The 19,003-nt window shown below is 71.1% G+C and carries 11 protein-coding genes and 1 tRNA gene; 7 read left to right on the forward strand and 5 right to left on the reverse strand.

What is annotated here, in order from left to right; genetic code table 11:
• Nucleotides 1-231: 231 nt before the first annotated feature.
• Complete coding sequence (locus tag CRP45_RS02095) at nucleotides 232-1,719, forward strand: cytochrome P450 (RefSeq protein WP_097243549.1); 1,488 nt, start codon at nucleotides 232-234, stop codon at nucleotides 1,717-1,719.
• 7 nt (nucleotides 1,720-1,726) lie between these two features.
• On the opposite strand, the gene CRP45_RS02100 is transcribed toward CRP45_RS02095, so the two are convergent.
• The gene (locus tag CRP45_RS02100) at nucleotides 1,727-2,566 is read right to left on the reverse strand and encodes a serine hydrolase (RefSeq protein WP_372507983.1); all 840 of its coding nucleotides are present in this window, start codon (nucleotides 2,564-2,566) and stop codon (nucleotides 1,727-1,729) included.
• Nucleotides 2,567-2,719: 153 nt separating this feature from the next.
• Nucleotides 2,720-2,917 carry a hypothetical protein gene (locus CRP45_RS02105; protein WP_245909832.1) on the reverse strand — a complete coding sequence of 66 codons (198 nt, stop codon included), beginning with the start codon at nucleotides 2,915-2,917 and terminating at the stop codon, nucleotides 2,720-2,722.
• Between the two features lie 188 nt (nucleotides 2,918-3,105).
• Here CRP45_RS02105 and recC point away from each other — a divergent pair, with 188 nt between their 5' ends.
• From recC to recD, 3 genes are all read left to right on the forward strand, one after another.
• The gene (recC, locus tag CRP45_RS02110; RefSeq protein WP_097243550.1) at nucleotides 3,106-6,639 is read left to right on the forward strand and encodes an exodeoxyribonuclease V subunit gamma; all 3,534 of its coding nucleotides are present in this window, start codon (nucleotides 3,106-3,108) and stop codon (nucleotides 6,637-6,639) included.
• A gap of 145 nt (nucleotides 6,640-6,784) precedes the next feature.
• Nucleotides 6,785-10,186 (forward strand): UvrD-helicase domain-containing protein, encoded by a 3,402-nt coding sequence (locus CRP45_RS02115; RefSeq protein WP_097244504.1) that lies wholly within the window; start codon nucleotides 6,785-6,787, stop codon nucleotides 10,184-10,186.
• A complete protein-coding gene (recD, locus tag CRP45_RS02120) occupies nucleotides 10,183-12,081 on the forward strand; it encodes an exodeoxyribonuclease V subunit alpha (RefSeq protein WP_097243551.1) in 1,899 nt (632 codons plus the stop codon). Before CRP45_RS02115 ends, recD begins: the two co-directional genes overlap by 4 nt.
• 29 nt (nucleotides 12,082-12,110) lie before the next feature.
• Here the strand turns inward: recD and CRP45_RS02125 are convergent, their stop codons facing one another.
• On the reverse strand, nucleotides 12,111-12,992 hold the full coding sequence (locus tag CRP45_RS02125) for an amidohydrolase family protein (RefSeq protein ID WP_097243552.1): 882 nt from the start codon (nucleotides 12,990-12,992) through the stop codon (nucleotides 12,111-12,113).
• Nucleotides 12,989-14,029, reverse strand: a complete 1,041-nt coding sequence (locus CRP45_RS02130; protein WP_179830800.1) for a nucleoside hydrolase — start codon at nucleotides 14,027-14,029, stop codon at nucleotides 12,989-12,991. Before CRP45_RS02130 ends, CRP45_RS02125 begins: the two co-directional genes overlap by 4 nt.
• Before the next feature lie 156 nt (nucleotides 14,030-14,185).
• Here CRP45_RS02130 and CRP45_RS02135 point away from each other — a divergent pair, with 156 nt between their 5' ends.
• The gene (locus CRP45_RS02135; protein WP_097243554.1) at nucleotides 14,186-14,770 is read left to right on the forward strand and encodes a TetR/AcrR family transcriptional regulator; all 585 of its coding nucleotides are present in this window, start codon (nucleotides 14,186-14,188) and stop codon (nucleotides 14,768-14,770) included.
• Between the two features lie 313 nt (nucleotides 14,771-15,083).
• Here the strand turns inward: CRP45_RS02135 and CRP45_RS02140 are convergent, their stop codons facing one another.
• Entirely contained in the window at nucleotides 15,084-16,682 is a 1,599-nt protein-coding gene (locus tag CRP45_RS02140) for an MFS transporter (protein ID WP_097243555.1), read from the reverse strand.
• A gap of 172 nt (nucleotides 16,683-16,854) precedes the next feature.
• Between CRP45_RS02140 and CRP45_RS33615 the strand changes: the two genes are divergently transcribed.
• A tRNA-Glu gene (locus tag CRP45_RS33615) sits at nucleotides 16,855-16,914 on the forward strand.
• 281 nt (nucleotides 16,915-17,195) lie between these two features.
• A complete protein-coding gene (locus CRP45_RS02145) occupies nucleotides 17,196-18,794 on the forward strand; it encodes a TROVE domain-containing protein (protein ID WP_097243556.1) in 1,599 nt (532 codons plus the stop codon).
• The last annotated feature ends 209 nt before the right edge of the window (nucleotides 18,795-19,003 follow it).

The raw sequence follows: 19,003 nt of genomic DNA on the forward strand, positions 1-19,003 counted from the left end.
CCTGCTCCTCGACAGTCGGGGGGCGCCTCGTTCCCCCGCGAACGGTTACCGACAACGTCCAACCGTAGTCGGCCCGCCCTGGACCGTCACGACGAGATCCCCGATCCGGGCGTGCGGCGCCGCGACGCCGCACCGTCGGCGGGCCGTAGAAGTGAAGGTGGCGGCGCCCGATCCGCCTGAACGATTGGGAAGAAGAGAATACGATGAATGCTGTCGTTCAGGAGGTGTGCGATGGTCGCCGAAGACCGGGTCGCCGTCCGAAAGCGCAGCGTGCGCGCCGCATCGGAGAACGCGGATCTCATCGACATTCCCCAGGCGAGCGTCATCGATCGCGTGCTGCGCAGGCTGCCCGAACGCCACCGGGTGCTTGCCGCTCCGCCGCGCGGCAGCGCGACCGTTCCGGTGCACGGCGATATCGGGCTGCCCTACCTCGGCCGCGCGTTGCACTACATGCGCTGGGGGCCCGCCGAGATGGTGGACCGCCACCGCCGCTACGGACCGGTGGCGCTGAACAGCTCCCTCGGCATCGACCGGGTGCTGGTGTCCGGACCCGAGGCGATCGACGAGGTGCTCGGCAGCCGCCGCCGCGATTTCGGTCAGGGCTGGGACTACTTCATCGGCCCGTTCTTCCGGCGTGGGCTGCTGCTGCTCGAATTCGACGAGCACATGTACCACCGCAGGATCATGCAGCAGGCCTTCACCAGGGAGCGCCTCGCCGCGCATCTGGCGGCGCTGACGCCGGTCGCGCGGACGGCGGTGGCGCGCTGGGTGCCGCCCGGCCGGGACCGGACCACCGTGCGGCTGTACCCGACCGTCAAAGAGCTGACGCTCGAGATCGCGGGGGAGACCTTCATGGCGGTCGACGTCGGCGCGCGACGGCGCGACCTGATCGACGCCTTCGTCGACTGCACGCACGCCGGTCTGTCGATCGTGCGCCACCCGATTCCCGGCGGGCGCTGGCGCGCGGGCCTGCACGGCAGGCGGGTGCTCGAGCAGTACTTCACCGAGATGCTGCCCGCCAAGCGGCGCTCGCGGGACCCGGACTTCTTCTCCGGCCTGTGCCACGCCCGCAGCGAGGACGGCGCGGTGTTCTCCGACGCCGACGTGGTGAACCACATGATCTTCCTGATCATGGCCGCCCACGACACCACGACGACCACCGCCACCGCCGTCGCCTACTACCTCGGCAAACATCCGGAGTGGCAGCGCAGGGTGCGCGCGGAGGTGCTCGCGGCGGACGCCGAAACCGGCGACGCCGCAACGACCATCGCGGACCTGGACCGCCTGCGCGATCTGGACCTCGTGGTCAAGGAGTCGCTGCGGCTGATGCCGCCGGTGCCGGGTCTGGTGCGCCGCGCCGTGCGCGACACCGAGATCCTCGGCCACTACATTCCCGCGGGCACCGCGGTCGACCTGGCCTATCAGGTCAACCACCTGCTGCCCGAGCTGTGGACGAGGCCCGAGGTGTTCGATCCGCTGCGCTTCGCCGAACCGCGCCGCGAGGACCACTCGCACCGGCTGGCGTTCCTGCCCTTCGGCGCGGGCGCGCACAAGTGCATCGGCATGCACTTCGGCACCTTCGAGGTGAAGACCCTGATCTCGGCGATGGTGCGTGACTACGAGTGGGAGATCCCCGACGACTATCGAATGCCGTGGGGATTCACCACGATTCCGTTCCCGCGCGACGGCGCCCCCATGCTGCTGCGCCGCCGCGCGTGACCGCGGGTCAGCGACCGGCGAGCAGCATCTCCGCGACCTTGGTGTCGGTCTCGGCGCCCTCCTGGTAGCCGCCCGCGTCACCGAGCGAGCTCATGATCGCCAGCGTGTACCGCTCGTCGGGGCCCGCGAAGCCGACCGAGTTGACCACCCAGCCGCCCTGCTCGGCCGACCAGCCGTTCTTCAGACCCGGCCGCATGCGAGCGCCAGCGCCCCAGACGCCCCAGTGCTGGTTGTAGTCGACCGAGCGCATCCGGTCGAGCAGGTAGTTGCGGTCGTCGGGGTGCATCGCGGTGAGCACGTGATCCATCAGCCGGTCCAGATCGGCGGCGGTGCACTTCTGGAACGACCAGTCGGGAAAGAGCGCGGTGGTGGTCGGCTGCGGGACGAGCGAGACCATGCCGTTGGCGCGGAAGGCGTTGTTGTACGCCATCCGGTCGAAGCCCGCGTACTTGTTCCAGAGCAGGTCGGCGGCGGCGTCGTTGGAGGTGGCGAGCATCGCCTCCATCTGCTGGCGGTCCTCCGGCGAGAGCGCGATGGCGCCGACGCGGGCGCGGTTCAGCAGATCCGCGGCGATCGCGAGTTTGATGGTGGAGGCCGTCCACACGGAGTTCTCCGCGTGCTCGTTCGCGTACACCCCGCCGGTCACCCGGTCGCGCACGACGTAGCCCGTGACGCCGGGGCGCGTCTTCAGGTAGGCGTCGACCGCGGCGATGCGACTGCTCATGTCGCAATCGAAGCCGGCAAGGCACGCGGCGGAGGCGCGTGGCGCGGCGGTACCGGGCAGCAGGGTGGGCGCGCTCGGGATCAGGATCGCCGCGGCGGCCAGGACACAGGCGGATGCGGCCACGCGGGGAACTGTCCGGGTGGCGGCCATGGGGTAACGCACGAGGGACCACGATCGCACATCCGCGCCGAGGACGCACGTCTTGAGCTCGGCGGGAAGGTGTGTTACAGCGACCGTTGCGCGCTTGTACCGCAGCGAGTTTCGTCGCACCGCGATTCAGGTGAAGGCGGCGCGCAGTTCCTCGACGGTGCGTCCGTTGAGTCGATAGCAGTGCTCGAACGCCTCGGTGTGCCGCTCGCGCGGCCAGGTGTGCAGGACGACGGCGCGGCCGTAGTGGCGCGAGTTGACAAGTTCCCATCGGTCACCGACCCGGCGGACCGTGAACCCGCCTCTCGGCAATAGGGGAATCACCATCGCATCCATGAACGCGAACCAGCCTTTCGATGCAGCTCTCCCGTTCCTCCCCGGTGCAGCACTCTCGCACAAGGCTCCGACGTATTCGGCGTGACACGGCCGAGGATTCCGTTCGCCTGTGGCTCAATTCACTCGCCGACGGGCGGGGCGGCGCGGTTGCGCGACGGTCGCTGGCGTATAAACGTGCAATGCCGCTGCACATCCACCGGGCCGAGCGCGCCGACGCCCTGGCGGACGCGCTGGCCGAGTTGTTGGCGACGCCGCAGCCGGATCCGTTCGCGGCGGAGGTCGTCGCGGTGCCCGCAAAAGGCGTGGAGCGTTGGCTGACCCAGCGGTTGGCCTCGGTGCTCGGCGTTTCGGCGGGCGGCAGCGACGGTGTCGCGGCGAACATCCGGTTCCCGACCCCCGCGGCGCTGGTCGCCGAGGCGCTCGCGGCGAGTGCCGGTGTGGCCCAGGACGACGACCCGTGGTCGCCGCAGCGCACGGTGTGGACGCTGCTGCGGGTGATCGACGCCGCGCTCGGCGAACCGTGGTGCGCGGTGCTCGCCCGCCACCTCGGCGGCGCCGACCCGTCCGGTCGCGACCACCGGATCGGCAGGCGCTACGCCACCGCGGCGCACCTGGCCGCGCTGTTCGACGGCTACGGCGCCCAGCGACCGGCGCTGATCAGCGAGTGGGCGGCGGGCGCGGACACCGATGGCGCGGGCCGTCCGGTGCCGGACGATCTGCGGTGGCAGCCGACGCTGTGGCGGCGGTTGCGCGCCGAGATCGGCGTGCCGAGTCCCGCCGAACGATTGGACGCGGCCTGCGCGAGACTGCGCGCCGAACCCGACCTTCTCGAACTGCCGCAACGACTTTCGTTGTTCGGGGTGACCCGGTTGCCCGCCGATCAGCTCGCGGTGCTCGCGGCGCTCGGGCACAGCAGGGACGTGCACCTGTGGCTCGCGCACCCGAGCCCGGTCATGTGGTCGGCGATCGCGCAGCTGCCGCCCGCGGTGTCCCGTGCCGCCGACGCGTCCGGTGGGGCGGTGCGTCATCCGTTGCTCGCCGGGTTGGCGCGGGATGTGCGCGAGTTACAGCAGCGTTTGTCCGGGCCCGCCGCGGCCGGATCGGATACATGGCTGTCGGATGGGGTGCGTGATGTGCGGGCGGGCGGATCGTTTCCGGCGGCGAAGGCGCCGGTCGGTGGTCCGGCGCCGAACGACTGCGCGCCGACGGGTGTCCCGGTTCCGGCGCCGAGCGACCGCGCGCCGGTGGGGGGCTCGGTTCCGGCGACGAACGACCGTGCGCCGGTAGGGGTCTCGGCAGCGTGGGGGCGCGGTGAACGGCAGGCGCCGACCACTCTGCTGGCCGCGTTGCAAGCGCACATCCGCGACGATGTGTGGCCGCCCGCCGAGCACATTCCGGCCGACGACAGCGTGCGGGTGCACGCCTGCCACGGACCGGCCAGGCAGGTGGAGGTCCTTCGCGAATGCCTGCTCGGCCTGTTCGCGGACGATCCCACGCTGGAACCGCGCGACGTGCTGATCATGTGCCCGGAGGTGGAGGCGTACGCGCCGCTGGTGCGCGCGGCGTTCGGTTCGCGCGCGGGCTCCGGCGAAACCGTCACGGACGCAGCCCATCCCGCGCACTCGCTGCGGGTGCGCCTGGCCGACCGCGGCCGCGGTGTGACCAATCCACTGCTCGCGGTGATCGGCGTGCTGCTTGAGCTGGCCGACGGGCGCGTCACCGTCACCCAGGTGCTCGACCTCGCCGCGTCCGAAACCGTCCGGCGCCGTTGCGGATTCGACGACGACGCGATCGAGCGACTGCGCGGCTGGGCCGCCGAATCCGGTGCTCGCTGGGGAATCGGGCAGCGCCAGCGCCAGGCGTTCGGGCTGGCCGATTTCGCCCAGAACACCCTGAACGGCGCGGTCGACCGCATCCTGCTCGGTGTCACCGCCGACGAATCCGCCGACGACTGGCTGGATCTCGCGCTTCCGCTGGACGACGTGGACAGCAACGACGTCGATCTCGCTGGCCGGTTCGCGGAGTTCATCGATCGTCTCGCGGTCTGCCTGCGCGACCTGCGCGGTCCGCGTCCTGCGCACGAGTGGGCCGCCGTGCTCGGCCGGGCGCTGGACCTGCTCACCGACGTCCCCGACAGTCAAGCCTGGGTGCGCACCGAGGCGCGCAGGGAGATCGCCGCGGCCACCGAACACGCTGGCGCGGTGCCGCTGCGACTTGCCGACGTGGCGGTGCTGCTGTCGAGCAGGCTGGCCGCCCAGCCCACCCGCGCCAACTTCCGCACCGGCGAGCTCACCGTCTGCACCATGGTCCCGATGCGGTCGGTGCCGCACCGCGTGGTGGTCCTGCTCGGGCTCGACGACGACGTCTTTCCGCGCGGGGGCGGCGTGGACGGTGACGACGTGCTCGCGCGCGATCCCCTGCTCGGCGAACGCGATCCGCGCAGCGAGGATCGGCAGTTGCTGCTGGACGCGGTGCTCGCGGCGCGGGAGAAGCTGCTGCTGTTCCACACCGGAGCCGACCCGGTCAGCGGCGCGCACCGCCCGCCGGCGATCCCGGTCGCCGAACTGCTCGACGTGCTGCGCGCCCACGTCGGCGCGGCCGGTATGGACGCCGTGCTCACCCGCCACCCGCTGCAAGGCTTCGACCGCCGCAACTTTCACGCCGAACGCCCGTTCAGCTTCGACACGGTCGCGCTGGCGGGTGCGCTGGCCGCAGGCCGACCGCCCCAGCCCCGGCCGTCGTTTCTGCCGGAACCGCTGCCCGCGCCGGAACCGTCGGACGTGGCGCTCGCCGACCTGATGTCGTTCGCCGAACATCCGGTGCGCGCCTTTCTGTGGCAGCGGCTCGGCCTGCGGGTGCCCGAACACGAGGAGGACATCGCCGACCGGCTGCCCATCGAACTCGACGGCCTCGCGAAATGGGAACTGGGCGAACGCATGCTGACCGCGCGGCTCACCGGCGCCGACCCGAACGGGCTGCGCGCCGCGGAGTGGCGGCGCGGCACCCTGCCGCCGTTCGGGCTCGGCGGCGCGGTGCTCGACGAGATCGAGCACACCGTGGACAAGTTGGTGCGCGCCTCGCTGCCGGACTACGAGGGTCAGGCGAGGGCCGTCGACGTCGCCATCGATCTCGGCAACGGTCGCATGCTCACCGGCACGGTGCCGGAAGTGCGCGGAGAAACGTTGGTGCGCACCACTTTCTCGCGCCTGGCGCCCAAACACCGCATCGCCGCGTGGGTCGCGCTGCTCGCGCTCGCCGCGACCGAGGACCGCTCCTGGCGCGCGGTGACCACCGGGCGCGGCCAATTCGGCCGTCCCGCATGGCGTTCCGTGCTCACCGCGCCGGACGCGCCCGCCGCGGTGGCGATCCTGCGCGAGCTCGTGAAGCTGCGCGACGCGGGTCTCACCGAACCGCTGCCCGTCGCCCCCACCGCGACCGCGGCCTACGCCGAACGCCGCTTCCGCGGGTCGACCGCGGAGGAGGCCTTCGCCGCGGCCGAACGCGAATTCAACGGCGGTCCCAACGGTCCCGGCGCTTTCGGTGATCACACCGATCGCCACCTGCGTTACGTGTGGGGCCCGGCGCCGCGGTTGGAGCACCTGATGGAAGCTCCCGCCCCGGCGGGCGAGCCGGGGGAGAGCACCCGGTTCGGCGCGCTGGCCCGTCGCCTGTGGGCACCGCTGCTCGGCGCGGAAAGCCAGGGGCAGCCGTGATCTCGATGCCGTCCCGGTACTGGTTCCGAGCCCGCCCCGGCGTGTCTGCGCGCGTTCCCGCACGGGCGTGGTGCGATTCCTACGGGCGGCTGTTCGGCGCCCGGTTCGGCGAAGTCCTGGTGCGGGGCGAAAGGCGGTGCGCGGCATGACCGTTCAGGACGACATCCTCGCGCCCTCCGCGATCGCGTCTTTCGACCCGTTCGGCCCGCTGCCGACCGGCACCACGGTGCTCGAGGCCAGCGCGGGCACCGGCAAAACGCACGCCATCGTCGGGCTCGCGGTGCGCTACGTGGCCGAGGCGGGTATCGAGATCGGCCAGCTGCTGCTGGTGACCTTCAGCCGGGCCGCGACCCAGGAGCTGCGCGAACGCGCCCGCGACCGGTTCGTGACGGTCGCGGCCGCGCTGGCCGACCCGGAGGCGGCGCGGGCGCACGCCGACGACCTGGTCCGGCACCTGGCGGACGCCGACGCCGCGGAGGTGCGGCGCAGGCGAGCCAGACTCCTCACCGCGCTCTCGGATTTCGACGCGGGCACCATCGCCACCACGCACAGCTTCTGTCAGCGGATGCTCGACGAGCTGGGGCTCGCGGGCGAACACGACCCGGGTTCGCGCCTCGTGGAATCGGTCGACGAGCTGACCTGCACAGTGGCCGACGACCTCTACCTGCACCGCTACGCCCGCGCCACACCGCCGTTCGCGCTGAAGGAGGCGCACAGCCTCGCGCTGGCAGCGGTCCGCGACCGGCACGCCCGGCTGGTACCGCGCGGCGACGGAACCGCGGGGGAGCGGGTGGCCTTCGCCGAGGCGGTGCGCGCCGAGACCGAGCGCCGCAAACGCCTTGCGGGACTGCGTGATTTCGACGATCTGCTGGTGCTGCTGCACGACGTGCTCGCCGATCCCGACCACGGCCCGCGCGCCTGCGCCCGCATCCGGGACCGCTACCGCGTGGCGCTGGTCGACGAGTTCCAGGACACCGATCCGCTCCAGTGGGACATCCTGCGCCGCTCCTTTCACGGCGAGACCACGCTCGTACTGGTCGGTGATCCCAAGCAGGCCATCTACGCCTTCCGCGGCGCGGAAGTGCTCAGCTACCTGGACGCGGTCGCGCACGCCGACCGGCGCAGCGAGCTCACCACCAACTGGCGCAGCGACGCCGGACTGCTCGCCGCGCTCGAGCGCGTGCAGGGCGGCGCCGCGCTTGGCCATCCCGAGATCACCGTCTACCCGGTCGCCGCGACGCGCCCGTGGTCGCGCCTGTCCGGGCCCGCCGAGCTCGTCACCCCGATGCGGGTCCGGTGCCTGCCGCGCACCGGTGCGGGCCCGCTGAACAAGTCCGGCTTCCCGTCCGTTGGCCGCCAGCGCGCCAAGGTCGCCGACGACCTCGCCGCCGACATCGTGCGCCTGCTGGAATCCGGTGTGCGACTGACGGTTCGCGGGTCGAAGGCGAACGCGGACAGGGCCGAGCAGGCGCGAGAATCGGTGCCGGACACCGACATCGACGGCGTCGTCCGCCGTCCGGTCGGGCCGGGCGACATCGCCGTGCTGGTGCGCACGCGCTCCCAGATCGATGTGGTCCGTGCGGCGCTGGACCGGGTTGGCGTCGCCTCGGTGCTTGCGGGCGGCACCAGCGTTTTCGGCACGCCGAGCGCCACCGACTGGCTGTGGGTGCTGCGCGCACTGGAACAGCCGCACCGTTCCGACCGTGTCCGTTTGGCCGCGTGCACGCCGATTCTCGGCTGTACGGCGGCCGACATCGACAGCGGCGGCGCCGATCTCGTCGGACGGGTGAGCGCGCAGCTGCGCGAGGCAGCCCGGCTTTTCGCCCGCGCCGGATTCGCCGCGGTCTACGAAAAGCTTTCCGCCGAAACCGGTCTCGCGCCGCGGCTGCTCTCGATCGAGAACGGCGAACGCCAGCTCACCGACCTCAGGCACATCGCCCAGCTGCTGGATCAGGTCGCGCTCACCGAGGGGATCGGCCTGACCGCGCTGACCCGCTGGCTGGCCGATCAGGTGCGCGACCCCGCCGCGAGCGCCGTCGCCGACCGCTCCCGCAGGCTCGACCGCGACGCGGCGGCCGTGCAGATCGCCACGGTGCACGCGAGCAAGGGCCTCGAATTCCCCATCGTCTACCTGCCTTTCGCGTGGGACAGCGCCAAGAACCCGTACCCCGCCACCCTGCTGTTCCACGACGACGATGGCGCGCGCGTTCTCGACGTGGGTGGCCAGGAGGCCGTGGGCTACGCCGAGCGCAAGCTGCGCAGCGAGGCCGAGGAGGCGGGTGAGGAACTGCGGTTGCTCTACGTCGCGCTGACCCGCGCGATGTGCCAGGTCGTTGCCTGGTGGGCGCCTGCGATCACCACTGCCGCGGCGCCACTGCATCGGATGATCCTCGGCCGCCCCGACGGCGGTGAGACGGTGCCAGGTCGGGCCGCGGTGCCCGCCGACCAGCAGGCGGTGCCGATGCTGGCGGCATGGGCGGCCGCCGCACCGGAGGCGATCTCAGTGACCGCGGTGGAACCGGCCGAGGACGTCGAGCCGCGCCGGGTGCGCACCGAACAGCCCGGCGGCGACCTCGCGGCCGCGCGCTTCGACCGCGTCATGGACCAGCAGTGGCGGCGGACCTCGTATTCCGCGCTCACCGCGGGCGCGCACGAGATCGCCGCGGACACCGAACCGGAGGACGAGCGCGGACCGGAGGACGAGCCGACCGCGCCGCCCCCCGACACCGCCGAACCGGCCATTGTCGCCGCACCTTCCCTGATGAACGCGCTGCCCTACGGCGCGGAGTTCGGCACCCTGGTGCACGGCGTGCTCGAGCGGATCGACACCGGCGCGGCGGATCTCGACACCGAAGTGCACACCCGCTGCCGCACCGCGGTCGAGGAGTTGATGGCGGACATCGATCCCGCCGTGCTCGGCACGGCGCTGCTCGCCGTGCTGCGCACACCGCTCGGATTCGGTTGTCTCGCCGACCTTTCCCGCCGTGACCAACTCGCCGAGCTGGAATTCGAGCTGCCGCTGGCCGGTGGTGACACCCCGGCCGCGCGTGCGGCGACGCTGCGCGGCATCGCGGATCTGCTGCGTGAGCACCTGACGCCGGACGACGATCTGGCGTGCTACGCCGACCTGCTGGCGAGCCTGGACGACATCCAGCTGCGCGGCTACCTCACCGGCAGCATCGACGCCGTGCTGCGCGTCGCCGATCCCAGCGGCGCACCGCGTTTCGTCGTCGTCGACTACAAGACCAACCGCCTCGGCACCGGCGATCTGACCGTCGACCACTACACAAGGGAGCGGATGGCCGCCGAGATGCTGCGCTCGCACTATCCGCTGCAAGCGCTGCTGTATTCCGTTGCGCTGCACCGGTATCTGCGCTGGCGACTGCCCGGCTACGACCCGTCCCGCCACCTCGGCGGCTGCCGTTATCTTTTCGTCCGCGGCATGGTCGGCCCCGAGACACCGCACGGGCGAGGCGTTTTCGACTGGACGCCACCCGTCGCGCTGATCATCGCCCTGTCGGGTCTGCTCGCGGGGGAGGGCCGATGACGTCGATTCAATTGGCGCAGCGCGGCACCGGACTGTTGCGGGTCTTCAACGAGGCCGGTGTGTTGTCCGCCGCCGACGTGCACGTCGCGTTGCGGCTCGGGCGGTTGGGGCGCGAGGACTCCGAGGAGGTGCTGTTCGCGGCGGCCTTGGCCGTGCGGGCGGTGCGCTCGGGCTCGGTGTGCCTGGAGCTCAACCGGATGCGGGAGATCGGCGTCGACGCGGACGAGGACTGGGACGCGGGGGCGGGCGTCGACCCGGCGACGCTGCCGTGGCCGGATATCGCGGCGGTGACGGCAGCGCTGAAGGTCAGTCCGCTGGTCTGCGGCGGGCCGGCGGGTCCGCTGTGCCCGCTGCGGCTGGTGCCGCCGCAACGCGGCGACGACACCGGTCCGCTGCTCTACCTGGACCGTTATTACCAGCAGGAGCAGACCATCCGGCGGGTGCTCACCGAACGCGCGGCGACCCACCCCAAGATCGACGTCCCGGTCGTGCGGCGGGAACTGGACCGGCTCTTCGACAGCCCGCTCGGCGAGGGACCCGACCGGCAGCGCCTGGCCGCCGCGCTGGCCGCCACGCACTGGACCACCGTGGTGGCGGGCGGGCCAGGCACCGGGAAGACCCACACCATCGCCCGCGTTCTCGCGCTGCTCGAGGCGCACCGCAGGGCGAACCCCAAGGCCGCCGCGCTGCGTATCGCGCTCGCCGCGCCGACCGGCAAAGCGGCCGCGCGGCTCCAGGAAGCGGTCCGCGAACAGGCGGGCGACTTGGGCTTGCCCGAGCTGACGGCCGCCACATTGCACCGCCTGCTCGGTTGGCAGCGCGGACGCCGCACCCGATTCAAGTACCACGAGTTCAACCGCCTGCCCTACGACGTCATCGTGGTCGACGAGACCTCCATGGTGTCGCTGACCATGATGAGCAGCCTGCTCGCCGCGCTGCGCCCCGACACCCGCCTGGTCCTGGTGGGCGACCCCGACCAGCTCGCCTCGGTGGACGCGGGTGCGGTGCTCGCCGATCTGGTCGCCGGACCCGTTTCCGGGGAACCGAATCCGGTGCTCGACGAGATCATCGGCGAAGGCGCGCACGGGCCGGGCCACGACGCGGAGGCGCTCACGCCGCTGGAGCGGACGCGGCTGCGCGGCGGCATCGTCCGGCTCACCAGGGGGCGGCGCTTCGGCGGGCGGATCGCCGATCTGGCCGTCGCGGTGCGCGCGGGCGACGCCGACGCGGCGCTGGAGTTGCTGCGCGCGGGTGGTCCCGAGTTGTCGCTGTGCGCGCCGGAGGACACCGCGCCCGTGCGCGGGGACGTGGTGCGGGCTGCGCGAGCGGTCACCGACGCCGCTGTCGCAGGCGACGCCGCCGGTGCGCTGCTGGCGCTGGAATCGCATCGGCTGCTGTGCGCGCACCGGCAGGGCCCGTTCGGCGTGGAGCGCTGGGACCGGATGGCCGCGGACTGGGCGGCTGCCTCAGGCGCGGGGCCCGACACGCATTACGCCGCTTGGTATCCGGGACAGCCGCTGCTGGTCACCGCCAACGACCACGAGGCGCGCATCTACAACGGCGACACCGGCGTCATCGTCCGCATGCCCGACGGATCGCTGCGCGCGGCCCTCCAGCGCGGCAGCGAGCCGTACCTGGTGCACCCCACCCAATTCCCCTCGGTGGTCACGGTTTTCGCCATGACCATCCACCGCAGCCAGGGCAGCCAGTACGACACCGTCTCCGTCGTGCTGCCCGAACCCGAATCCACGCTGCTCACCAGGGAGTTGCTCTACACCGCGATCACCAGGGCGCGCAAACACGTGCGCATCATCGGCACCGACGAGGCGATCCGCGCGGCCGTGGACCGCCGAGTGTTGCGCGCCAGCGGACTCTCCCGCCGCGAGACCCGCTGAAACGCAGTAGGTTGCGCGGCGACGTCGAATCAGCTCAGCGAGAAGAGATCGACCGCGTTGCGATAGCAGACCTGCCCCACCCAATCGTCACCGAGTTCCAGGCGTTCCAGGGCTTGGATGGCGTGGCCGTAGCTGTAGGGAATGTTCGGGAAATCGCTGCCGAACAGGATGCGCTCGCCGTACTCGCGCACCCGGCCGTACTCGGCGACGGGGAACGGAGCGTCCGCCTCGCTGAAATCGGTCCACACCATCGTGGTGTCGAGGTAGACGCCGTCGTGCCGCTCCGCCAGGTCGAGGAACTGCGCGTACTCGGGGGTGCCCATGTGCGCGACGATCAGCTTCAGGCGCGGGAAGCGTCGCAGCAGTTCGGCGATCGGCTCGGGGCCGGTGAACCGGCCGGGAGCGGGACCGGAGCCGCAGTGGATCAGCGCGGGAACCCCCGCGTCCTCCAGCAGCCCCCAGACCGGGGTGAGCAGCGGATCACCGGGCGGGAAATCGCCGACCTGGATGTGCACCTTGAAGACTCGCGCGCCGCGTTCGAGCGCGGTCGCGACGTAGTCCGCCGCGCCCGGCTCGGGATAGAAGGTGGCGGTGTGCAGGCATTCGGGGGTGCGGGCGGCGAACTCGGCGGTCCAGTCGTTCAACCAGGCGGCCATCTCCGGCTTGTGCGGGTACACCAGCGACGTGAACGCGCGAACACCGAAGTCGCGCAGCGTCTTCAGCCGCACCTGCTCGTCTTCGCGATAGGCGATCGGCCAGCTGCGGCCGGTCAGCGGGCCCACCGAATCGAAGTACGACCACACCTTGCTCAGCACCCGTTCCGGCATGAAATGGGTGTGCACGTCGATGATTCCGGGCAGGTCGAGGCGCGCGCGGAAGTCGGCGAGGTAGGAATTGTCGTCGTCGATCACCGAAAATCCTTCGTGGGCAAGGGATAGAGATTCTTCGCGAAATCGCCGACCCGGGCGATGAGCCGATCGAAGAACAGCTCGGGATCGGTGTCGACGACGACGTCCGCGTTGGGTTCCCGCCCCCACATGCCCGCCCAGTCGGCCACCGTCGTCGCCCGCGTCAAGGTGCCGGTCAGCTCGACGTCGACGGTCGCGGGCCTGGTGCGCGCCAGGGACGGGTCGAGGGCCACCGCCGCGGCGAAGGGGTCGTGCATGTGCGCGAGATAGCCCTGGTCGTAGGCGCGGTGGAACTCGAAATAGAACCGCACGGCGTCGGACACATGGCGCACAACAGGATTCGAGGCCGCCGATCGGGTGCCCGGCACGTCGTCCTCCGACACCGTCTCCGGAGGGTGGCTGAGCGCGCGTTCGGCGAGCAGCGCCAGGTGCTTCGGACGCATCTCGATGGTCTCGGTGATGTCGAGGGCGCACACCACCGGTCGGCGGTCCGGCGGGGCGGCGGAGAAGGCGTCGAACACCTCCTTGGCCGCCTCGGGATCGACGTGCACGTTCCACTCGTTGGTCGGCGTGGTGTTGCCCGGATGGTTGAACGCGCCGCCCATGATCACCACTCGGCGCAGCAGTCGCGGCAGCTCGGGTTCGATCCGCAGCGCCAGCGCGAGATTGGTGAGCGGACCGGTGCACAGGCCGATGATCTCGCCGGGATGTTCGCGCGCCAGCGCCACCCACACCTGCGCGGCAGTGCGGTCGGAACACGTGCGCCGGGTCTCGGGCAGTTCGGCGTAGCCGATGCCCTGCGGGCCGTGCGTGTCCTCGGTGGTGCGCAAGGGGATGGCCAGCGGCTCGGCCGCGCCGAGGGCGACCTCGATCTCCGGCGCCCGGCACACATCCAGCCAAGCGAGATTGTTGGCCGCGACCTGGGCGGCGGGCACATTGCCCGCGGTCGCCGCGATACCGAGGATTCGCGCCTCGGGGGAGGCGAGCAGGTACAGCAGGGCCAGCGAATCGTCGATTCCGGTATCGACGTCCACGATCATCTTCTGCCGCACGATTCGACAGTAACCGACTCCGCCGGGCGCGCTCCGGCCAGTGTCTCGGGTCCGGCCGGAGGGGCACGGCGACGCTCGGGCAACCGGCGGTGGTTGAACGGACGTCTAGGACGTACGTCTGAGACATGCCGTATTCTGGCCCGCATGGGAAACCGTGAAGATCTCTTGGCCGGAGCCCGCAAGGCGATCATGGAGCGCGGCGTCGCCAAGACCACCGCCCGCGACATCGCGAACGCGGCCGGGGTCAGCCTGGCCGCGATCGGCTACCACTTCGGTTCCAAGGACCGGTTGATCACCGAGGCGCTTGCCGAGGCGCTCGGCACCGGCATCGGCGACAGCATGGGTGAGCTGATCGAGGCGACCGAGGGGCGTCCGATGTCCGAAGCCTTCGCCTCGATGATCGACGGACTGCCCGCGGTCTTCGCCGCCAACCGCGAAGGCATGCTGGCCAGCTTGGAGAATCTGCTGCGCATGGCGCGTTCGCCGGAATCGCAGCGGTTCATGGCCGAAAGCGTTGTCGAGGCGACCGCCGACCTCGCCGCCACCCTGCGCGAAACCCACCCGCACTTGACCCAGCCGCAGGCCGAAGCGATCGGCGAACTCTACTTCGCGCTCACCCAGGGGCTTTCGATGCTCTGGTTGATCAACGACGGCGCGTTGCCGAGCGGCGCCACCCTGTCGACCGCCTTCGCGGCGCTGGCGGACGGGCCCGAGACCGCGGCTCGATAGAGGATTTCGCTCGGAGCCGCTGTTTCGCTCGCGTCGATCGCCCGCGCTCGGGTGTGCGCCGAGTTGCCCCGCAATGATCGCGGTGGGCTTCTCGGGATGCTGTTGTGCACGCCGCGCAGGGATGCGATGTCTGCGAGATCCATGCGCCGACGCCACTGGCGGCTGTTCCACAGAGCTGCCCGTTCGGACGATATGCCCGCTCGGATGCCAAGTGTCGGCAGTCGAGTCAGTCCTCGCAATCGCGGGCCGGACTTACGCCGCCCAGTCCGTCGGTCGGCGCGCGGCGGCGGGGTGAACTCCGCCGCCGAGCGCGTCAGTCCTCGTGGGTCAGCGGGCCCGTGGGGATATCGCGCAGCCTCCGCACCGACACCACCGCGACGGCCAGTGCGGCGACGCCGGCGATGCCCGCGGTGATATGCACACCGTGCAGGAATGCTTCGCGCGCCGCCGCGAGCACGGATTCGCCGAGATCCATCGGCACCTGGGTCGATATCTGCACCGCCGCACCCAAGGTGTCGCGGACGGACCCGGCGTCGGCCTCGGAGAGCCCGGCGGGCAGCGAGGACGACAGGTCGCCGCGGTAGATCGCGATGCTGATGCTGCCCAAGATCGAGATGCCCAGCGCGCCGCCGAATTCCGCGCCGGTTTCAGAGACGCCCGAGGCGGCGCCCGCCTGCTCGGGCGGTGCGGCGCCGACGATGAGTTCGGTGGTGATGCCGAAGACAGGCGCCAACCCCAGCGCGGAGATCACCGAAGCCGCCAGTGCCAGACCGTAGCCGTCGGACGCGGTCAGCTGCGTCATCATCAGCAGCCCGACACCGGCCATGGCCAGCCCGCCGCCGATCAGGTAGGCGGGCCGCACCAGCTGAACCAGCCGCGGCGCCAGCTGCGATCCGACGATGAACCCGAGACCGGAGGGCACCATCACCAGACCGGTCGCCATCGGTGACATCGCGAGCACCAGTTGGAAGTACTGCGCGACGAAGAGGAAGTAGCCGAACGCGACGAAGATGCCGACGACATTGATCAGCAACGCGACGCGGAACCGGCTCAACCGGAACAGCCGCAGGTCCAGCATCGGGTCGGCGCTGGTGAGCTGACGCCGCACGAACAGCACGCCGAGCGCCGCGCCACCGATCAGGCCCGCGAGCGCCGCCGCGCCGACACCGTCCTGGGCGATCTTCTTCATGCCGAACACCACCGCGATCATGGTGCCCACGCACAGCGCGGCGCTGATCGGATCGAGCCGCCCGGCCTCGGGATCGCGGAACTCCGGAAGCACCTTGGGGCCGAGCACCAGCAGCAGCACCATGACCGGCACCGCGAGCAGGAACACCGATCCCCACCAGAAGTTCTCCAGCAGCACACCGCCGAAGATCGGCCCGACCGCGCCGCCCGCCGAGAACGCGCCGACCCACACGCCCACCGCCACCGAACGCTGCCGGGGATCGCGGAACATGTTGAAGATCAACGACAGCGTGGACGGCGCGAGGGTCGCGCCCGCGATGCCGAGCAGCGCACGGCAGACGATCAGCGCCTCGGCGGTGGGTGCGAACGCCGCCACCACCGAGGCCACCGCGAACGCCGCCGCGCCGATCATCAGCATGCGGCGCCGGCCGATCCGGTCGCCGAGGGTTCCCATGGTGATCAGCAGACCGGCCACCATGAAGCCGTAGACGTCGATGATCCAGAGCAGCTGCGAGCTGGTCGGATGCAGGTCGGCGCTGATCATCGGGACCGCGAGGTGCAGCACCGTGAGGTCCATCGCGTAGACGAGGCAGGCGAGCGCGAGCACGAGGAGCCCGACCCACTCGGTCCGTCCGGCGAGCGCGGGGGCCTCGTCGTGCACGCTCTCGTCGACGATGTCCACGGTGCGAGTTCCTTCCGGCGTGCCGATGTCGATGGCTGTCATGTGAGTGCAGACGACGTGTGAACTCACATTTCATCGCCGATACCAGGCCGAGTGCAAAGGATTTTTCGCTGGGACCGCGTGCGCCGGTGGGCGGCGTGTGCGGAGATTAATTCGGTGGCGTGCGATCGGGTCGGGTCCTACAGTTCGGTGCGTTGGCAATCCGAAGGGGCGGGCCGGAGTCGGTCGGTTACCACTTTCACTGGAGCGGTTGCGGGTTCGAATCCCGCCGGCAGCGCATGTTGCCGTAGCTCAATCAGGTAGAGCACTACTATCGGTCGGCACACCACGACCGCCCCGCCGGATTGCCAGGACGCGAAGAACGGGCCGAAGTCGATCGGTTATCTGGTCCATCGGGTTCGACTCCTGACGCGCTCCGCATGGGGCGTGGTCCGGTCGGCACACCACGACCGTTCTTCGCGTCTCGTCGAACGGGGGCGGCGGAAGCCTGTTGGCGCACGATTCGTCCGTGCCCCGTTCCCGACACGCCTCTCGCGAGGCCGGAAACGAGGAAACATGGACGCGCTGGCCGGGATCAACACCCGCTCCACGCCGCAGACGGAGCGGGCGAACGCACGACAGGTACGCAACAACGCGGGCGGCTTCGGCTTCGAGGTCACCCCCGAGGTACGGCTGCGCCGGTTCCTGACGCTGGGCACCGACGGCGGCACCTACTACGCGCGCGCCGCGGAGCTGACCAAGGAGAACGCCGAGGTCGTCCTGGATTTCGCGCGCAACCGTACCGACGAGCTCGTCGCCGAGGTCGTCGCGATCTCCACGGCGGGCGGCGCGCCCAAGCAGAACCCCGCGCTGTTCGCGCTCGCCGCCGCGGCCTCGCTCGGCGATGTCGACGGCCGCCGGACCGCGCTCGACGCGCTGCCGCTGGTGGCGCGCACCGGAACACACCTGTTCCTGTTCGCGCGCTACGTCGAGCAGTTCCGCGGCTGGGGCCGTGGGCTGCGCCGCGCCGTCGCGCACTGGTACGTCGAGAAGACCGTCGACGATCTCGCCTTCCAGGTGGTGAAGTACCGCCAGCGGGAAGGGTGGACGCACCGCGACCTGCTGCGGCTCGCGCACCCGGACACCGCGGAGGCGGACCGCAAGCGCCTGTTCGACTGGATCTGCGGTCGCGAAGCGTCCCTGGACGGGCTGCGGCTCGTCGAGGGCTACCACCGGGCGCAGGCGGCGCCTGTCGGCGAGATCCCCGATCTGGTGCGTGCGTACCGGTTGTCCTGGGAGATGCTGCCCGACGCCGCGCTCGACCGGCCCGCCGTGTGGGAGGCGCTGCTGGACAACGGGATTCCGCAGACGGCGCTGATGCGCCAGCTGCCGCGACTGACCCGGCTCGGGCTGCTCGCTCCACTGGGGGAGCGGACCGCCGCGGTGGCGCGTCAGCTCGCCGATCCGGCGCGCCTGCGCAAGGCGCGGGTGCACCCGGTGAACGTCCTCGTCGCGCTGCGCACCTACGCCGCGGGCCGATCCGTGCGCGGCGATGGCCGGTGGGAGCCGTCAGCGCCGATCGTGGACGCGCTGGATGCCGCGTTCTACGCGGCGTTCGAGGCGGTGCGACCGACCGGCAAGCGGCACCTGCTCGCCCTCGACGTGTCCGGGTCCATGGCCGTGCAGATCGGCGGAACACCGCTGACGGCACGGGAGGCCAGTGCCGCACTGGCATTGGTGACGGCGAGCACCGAAAAGGCGCACTCCATCGTCGGTTTCACGTCCGCGAGCGGTGCGTGGGCCGGCGAGGCGGAACTGACACCGCTCGCGATCAGCCCGCGCCAGCGGCTGGACGACGCGGTGCGCGCCGTGTCCGCACTGCCGTTCGGCGGCACCGACTGCTCCCTGCCGATGACCTACGCGCTGGAGCAGGGACTCGAGGTAGACGTGTTCTCGATCTTCACCGACTCCGAGACCTGGGCGGGCCGCATCCACCCGCACCAGGCCTTGCAGCGCTACCGCCGCGAGGTCAACCCGCACGCGAAGCTGGTCGTGGTCGGCATGACCGCCACCAACTTCAGCATCGCGGACCCGTCGGACGCCGGAATGCTCGACATCGCGGGCTTCGACGCGGCGGTCCCGACCCTCCTCGCGGACTTCGCCCGCGGCGACTGACGGGACGCCCGCGCAAGCCGGTGCGCACCACGGATCTTCGGCCCGCAACGCCGCCACGGCATTGTGGGCCGAAGTCCATTCCGGGTGCGACAGTTCTGCGGTGCGCACCGCGTTTTGCGCGGCTCAACCTCGGGGTGGTCACCGCGTCTCGAGCTGCTATCGGAGCCCGGGCCATGGCCATCCCGGCGCTCACACCATTCGGCCGACAC

Source organism: Nocardia amikacinitolerans (assembly GCF_900215415.1).
GTDB classification, from domain to species: Bacteria; Actinomycetota; Actinomycetes; order Mycobacteriales; family Mycobacteriaceae; genus Nocardia; species Nocardia amikacinitolerans.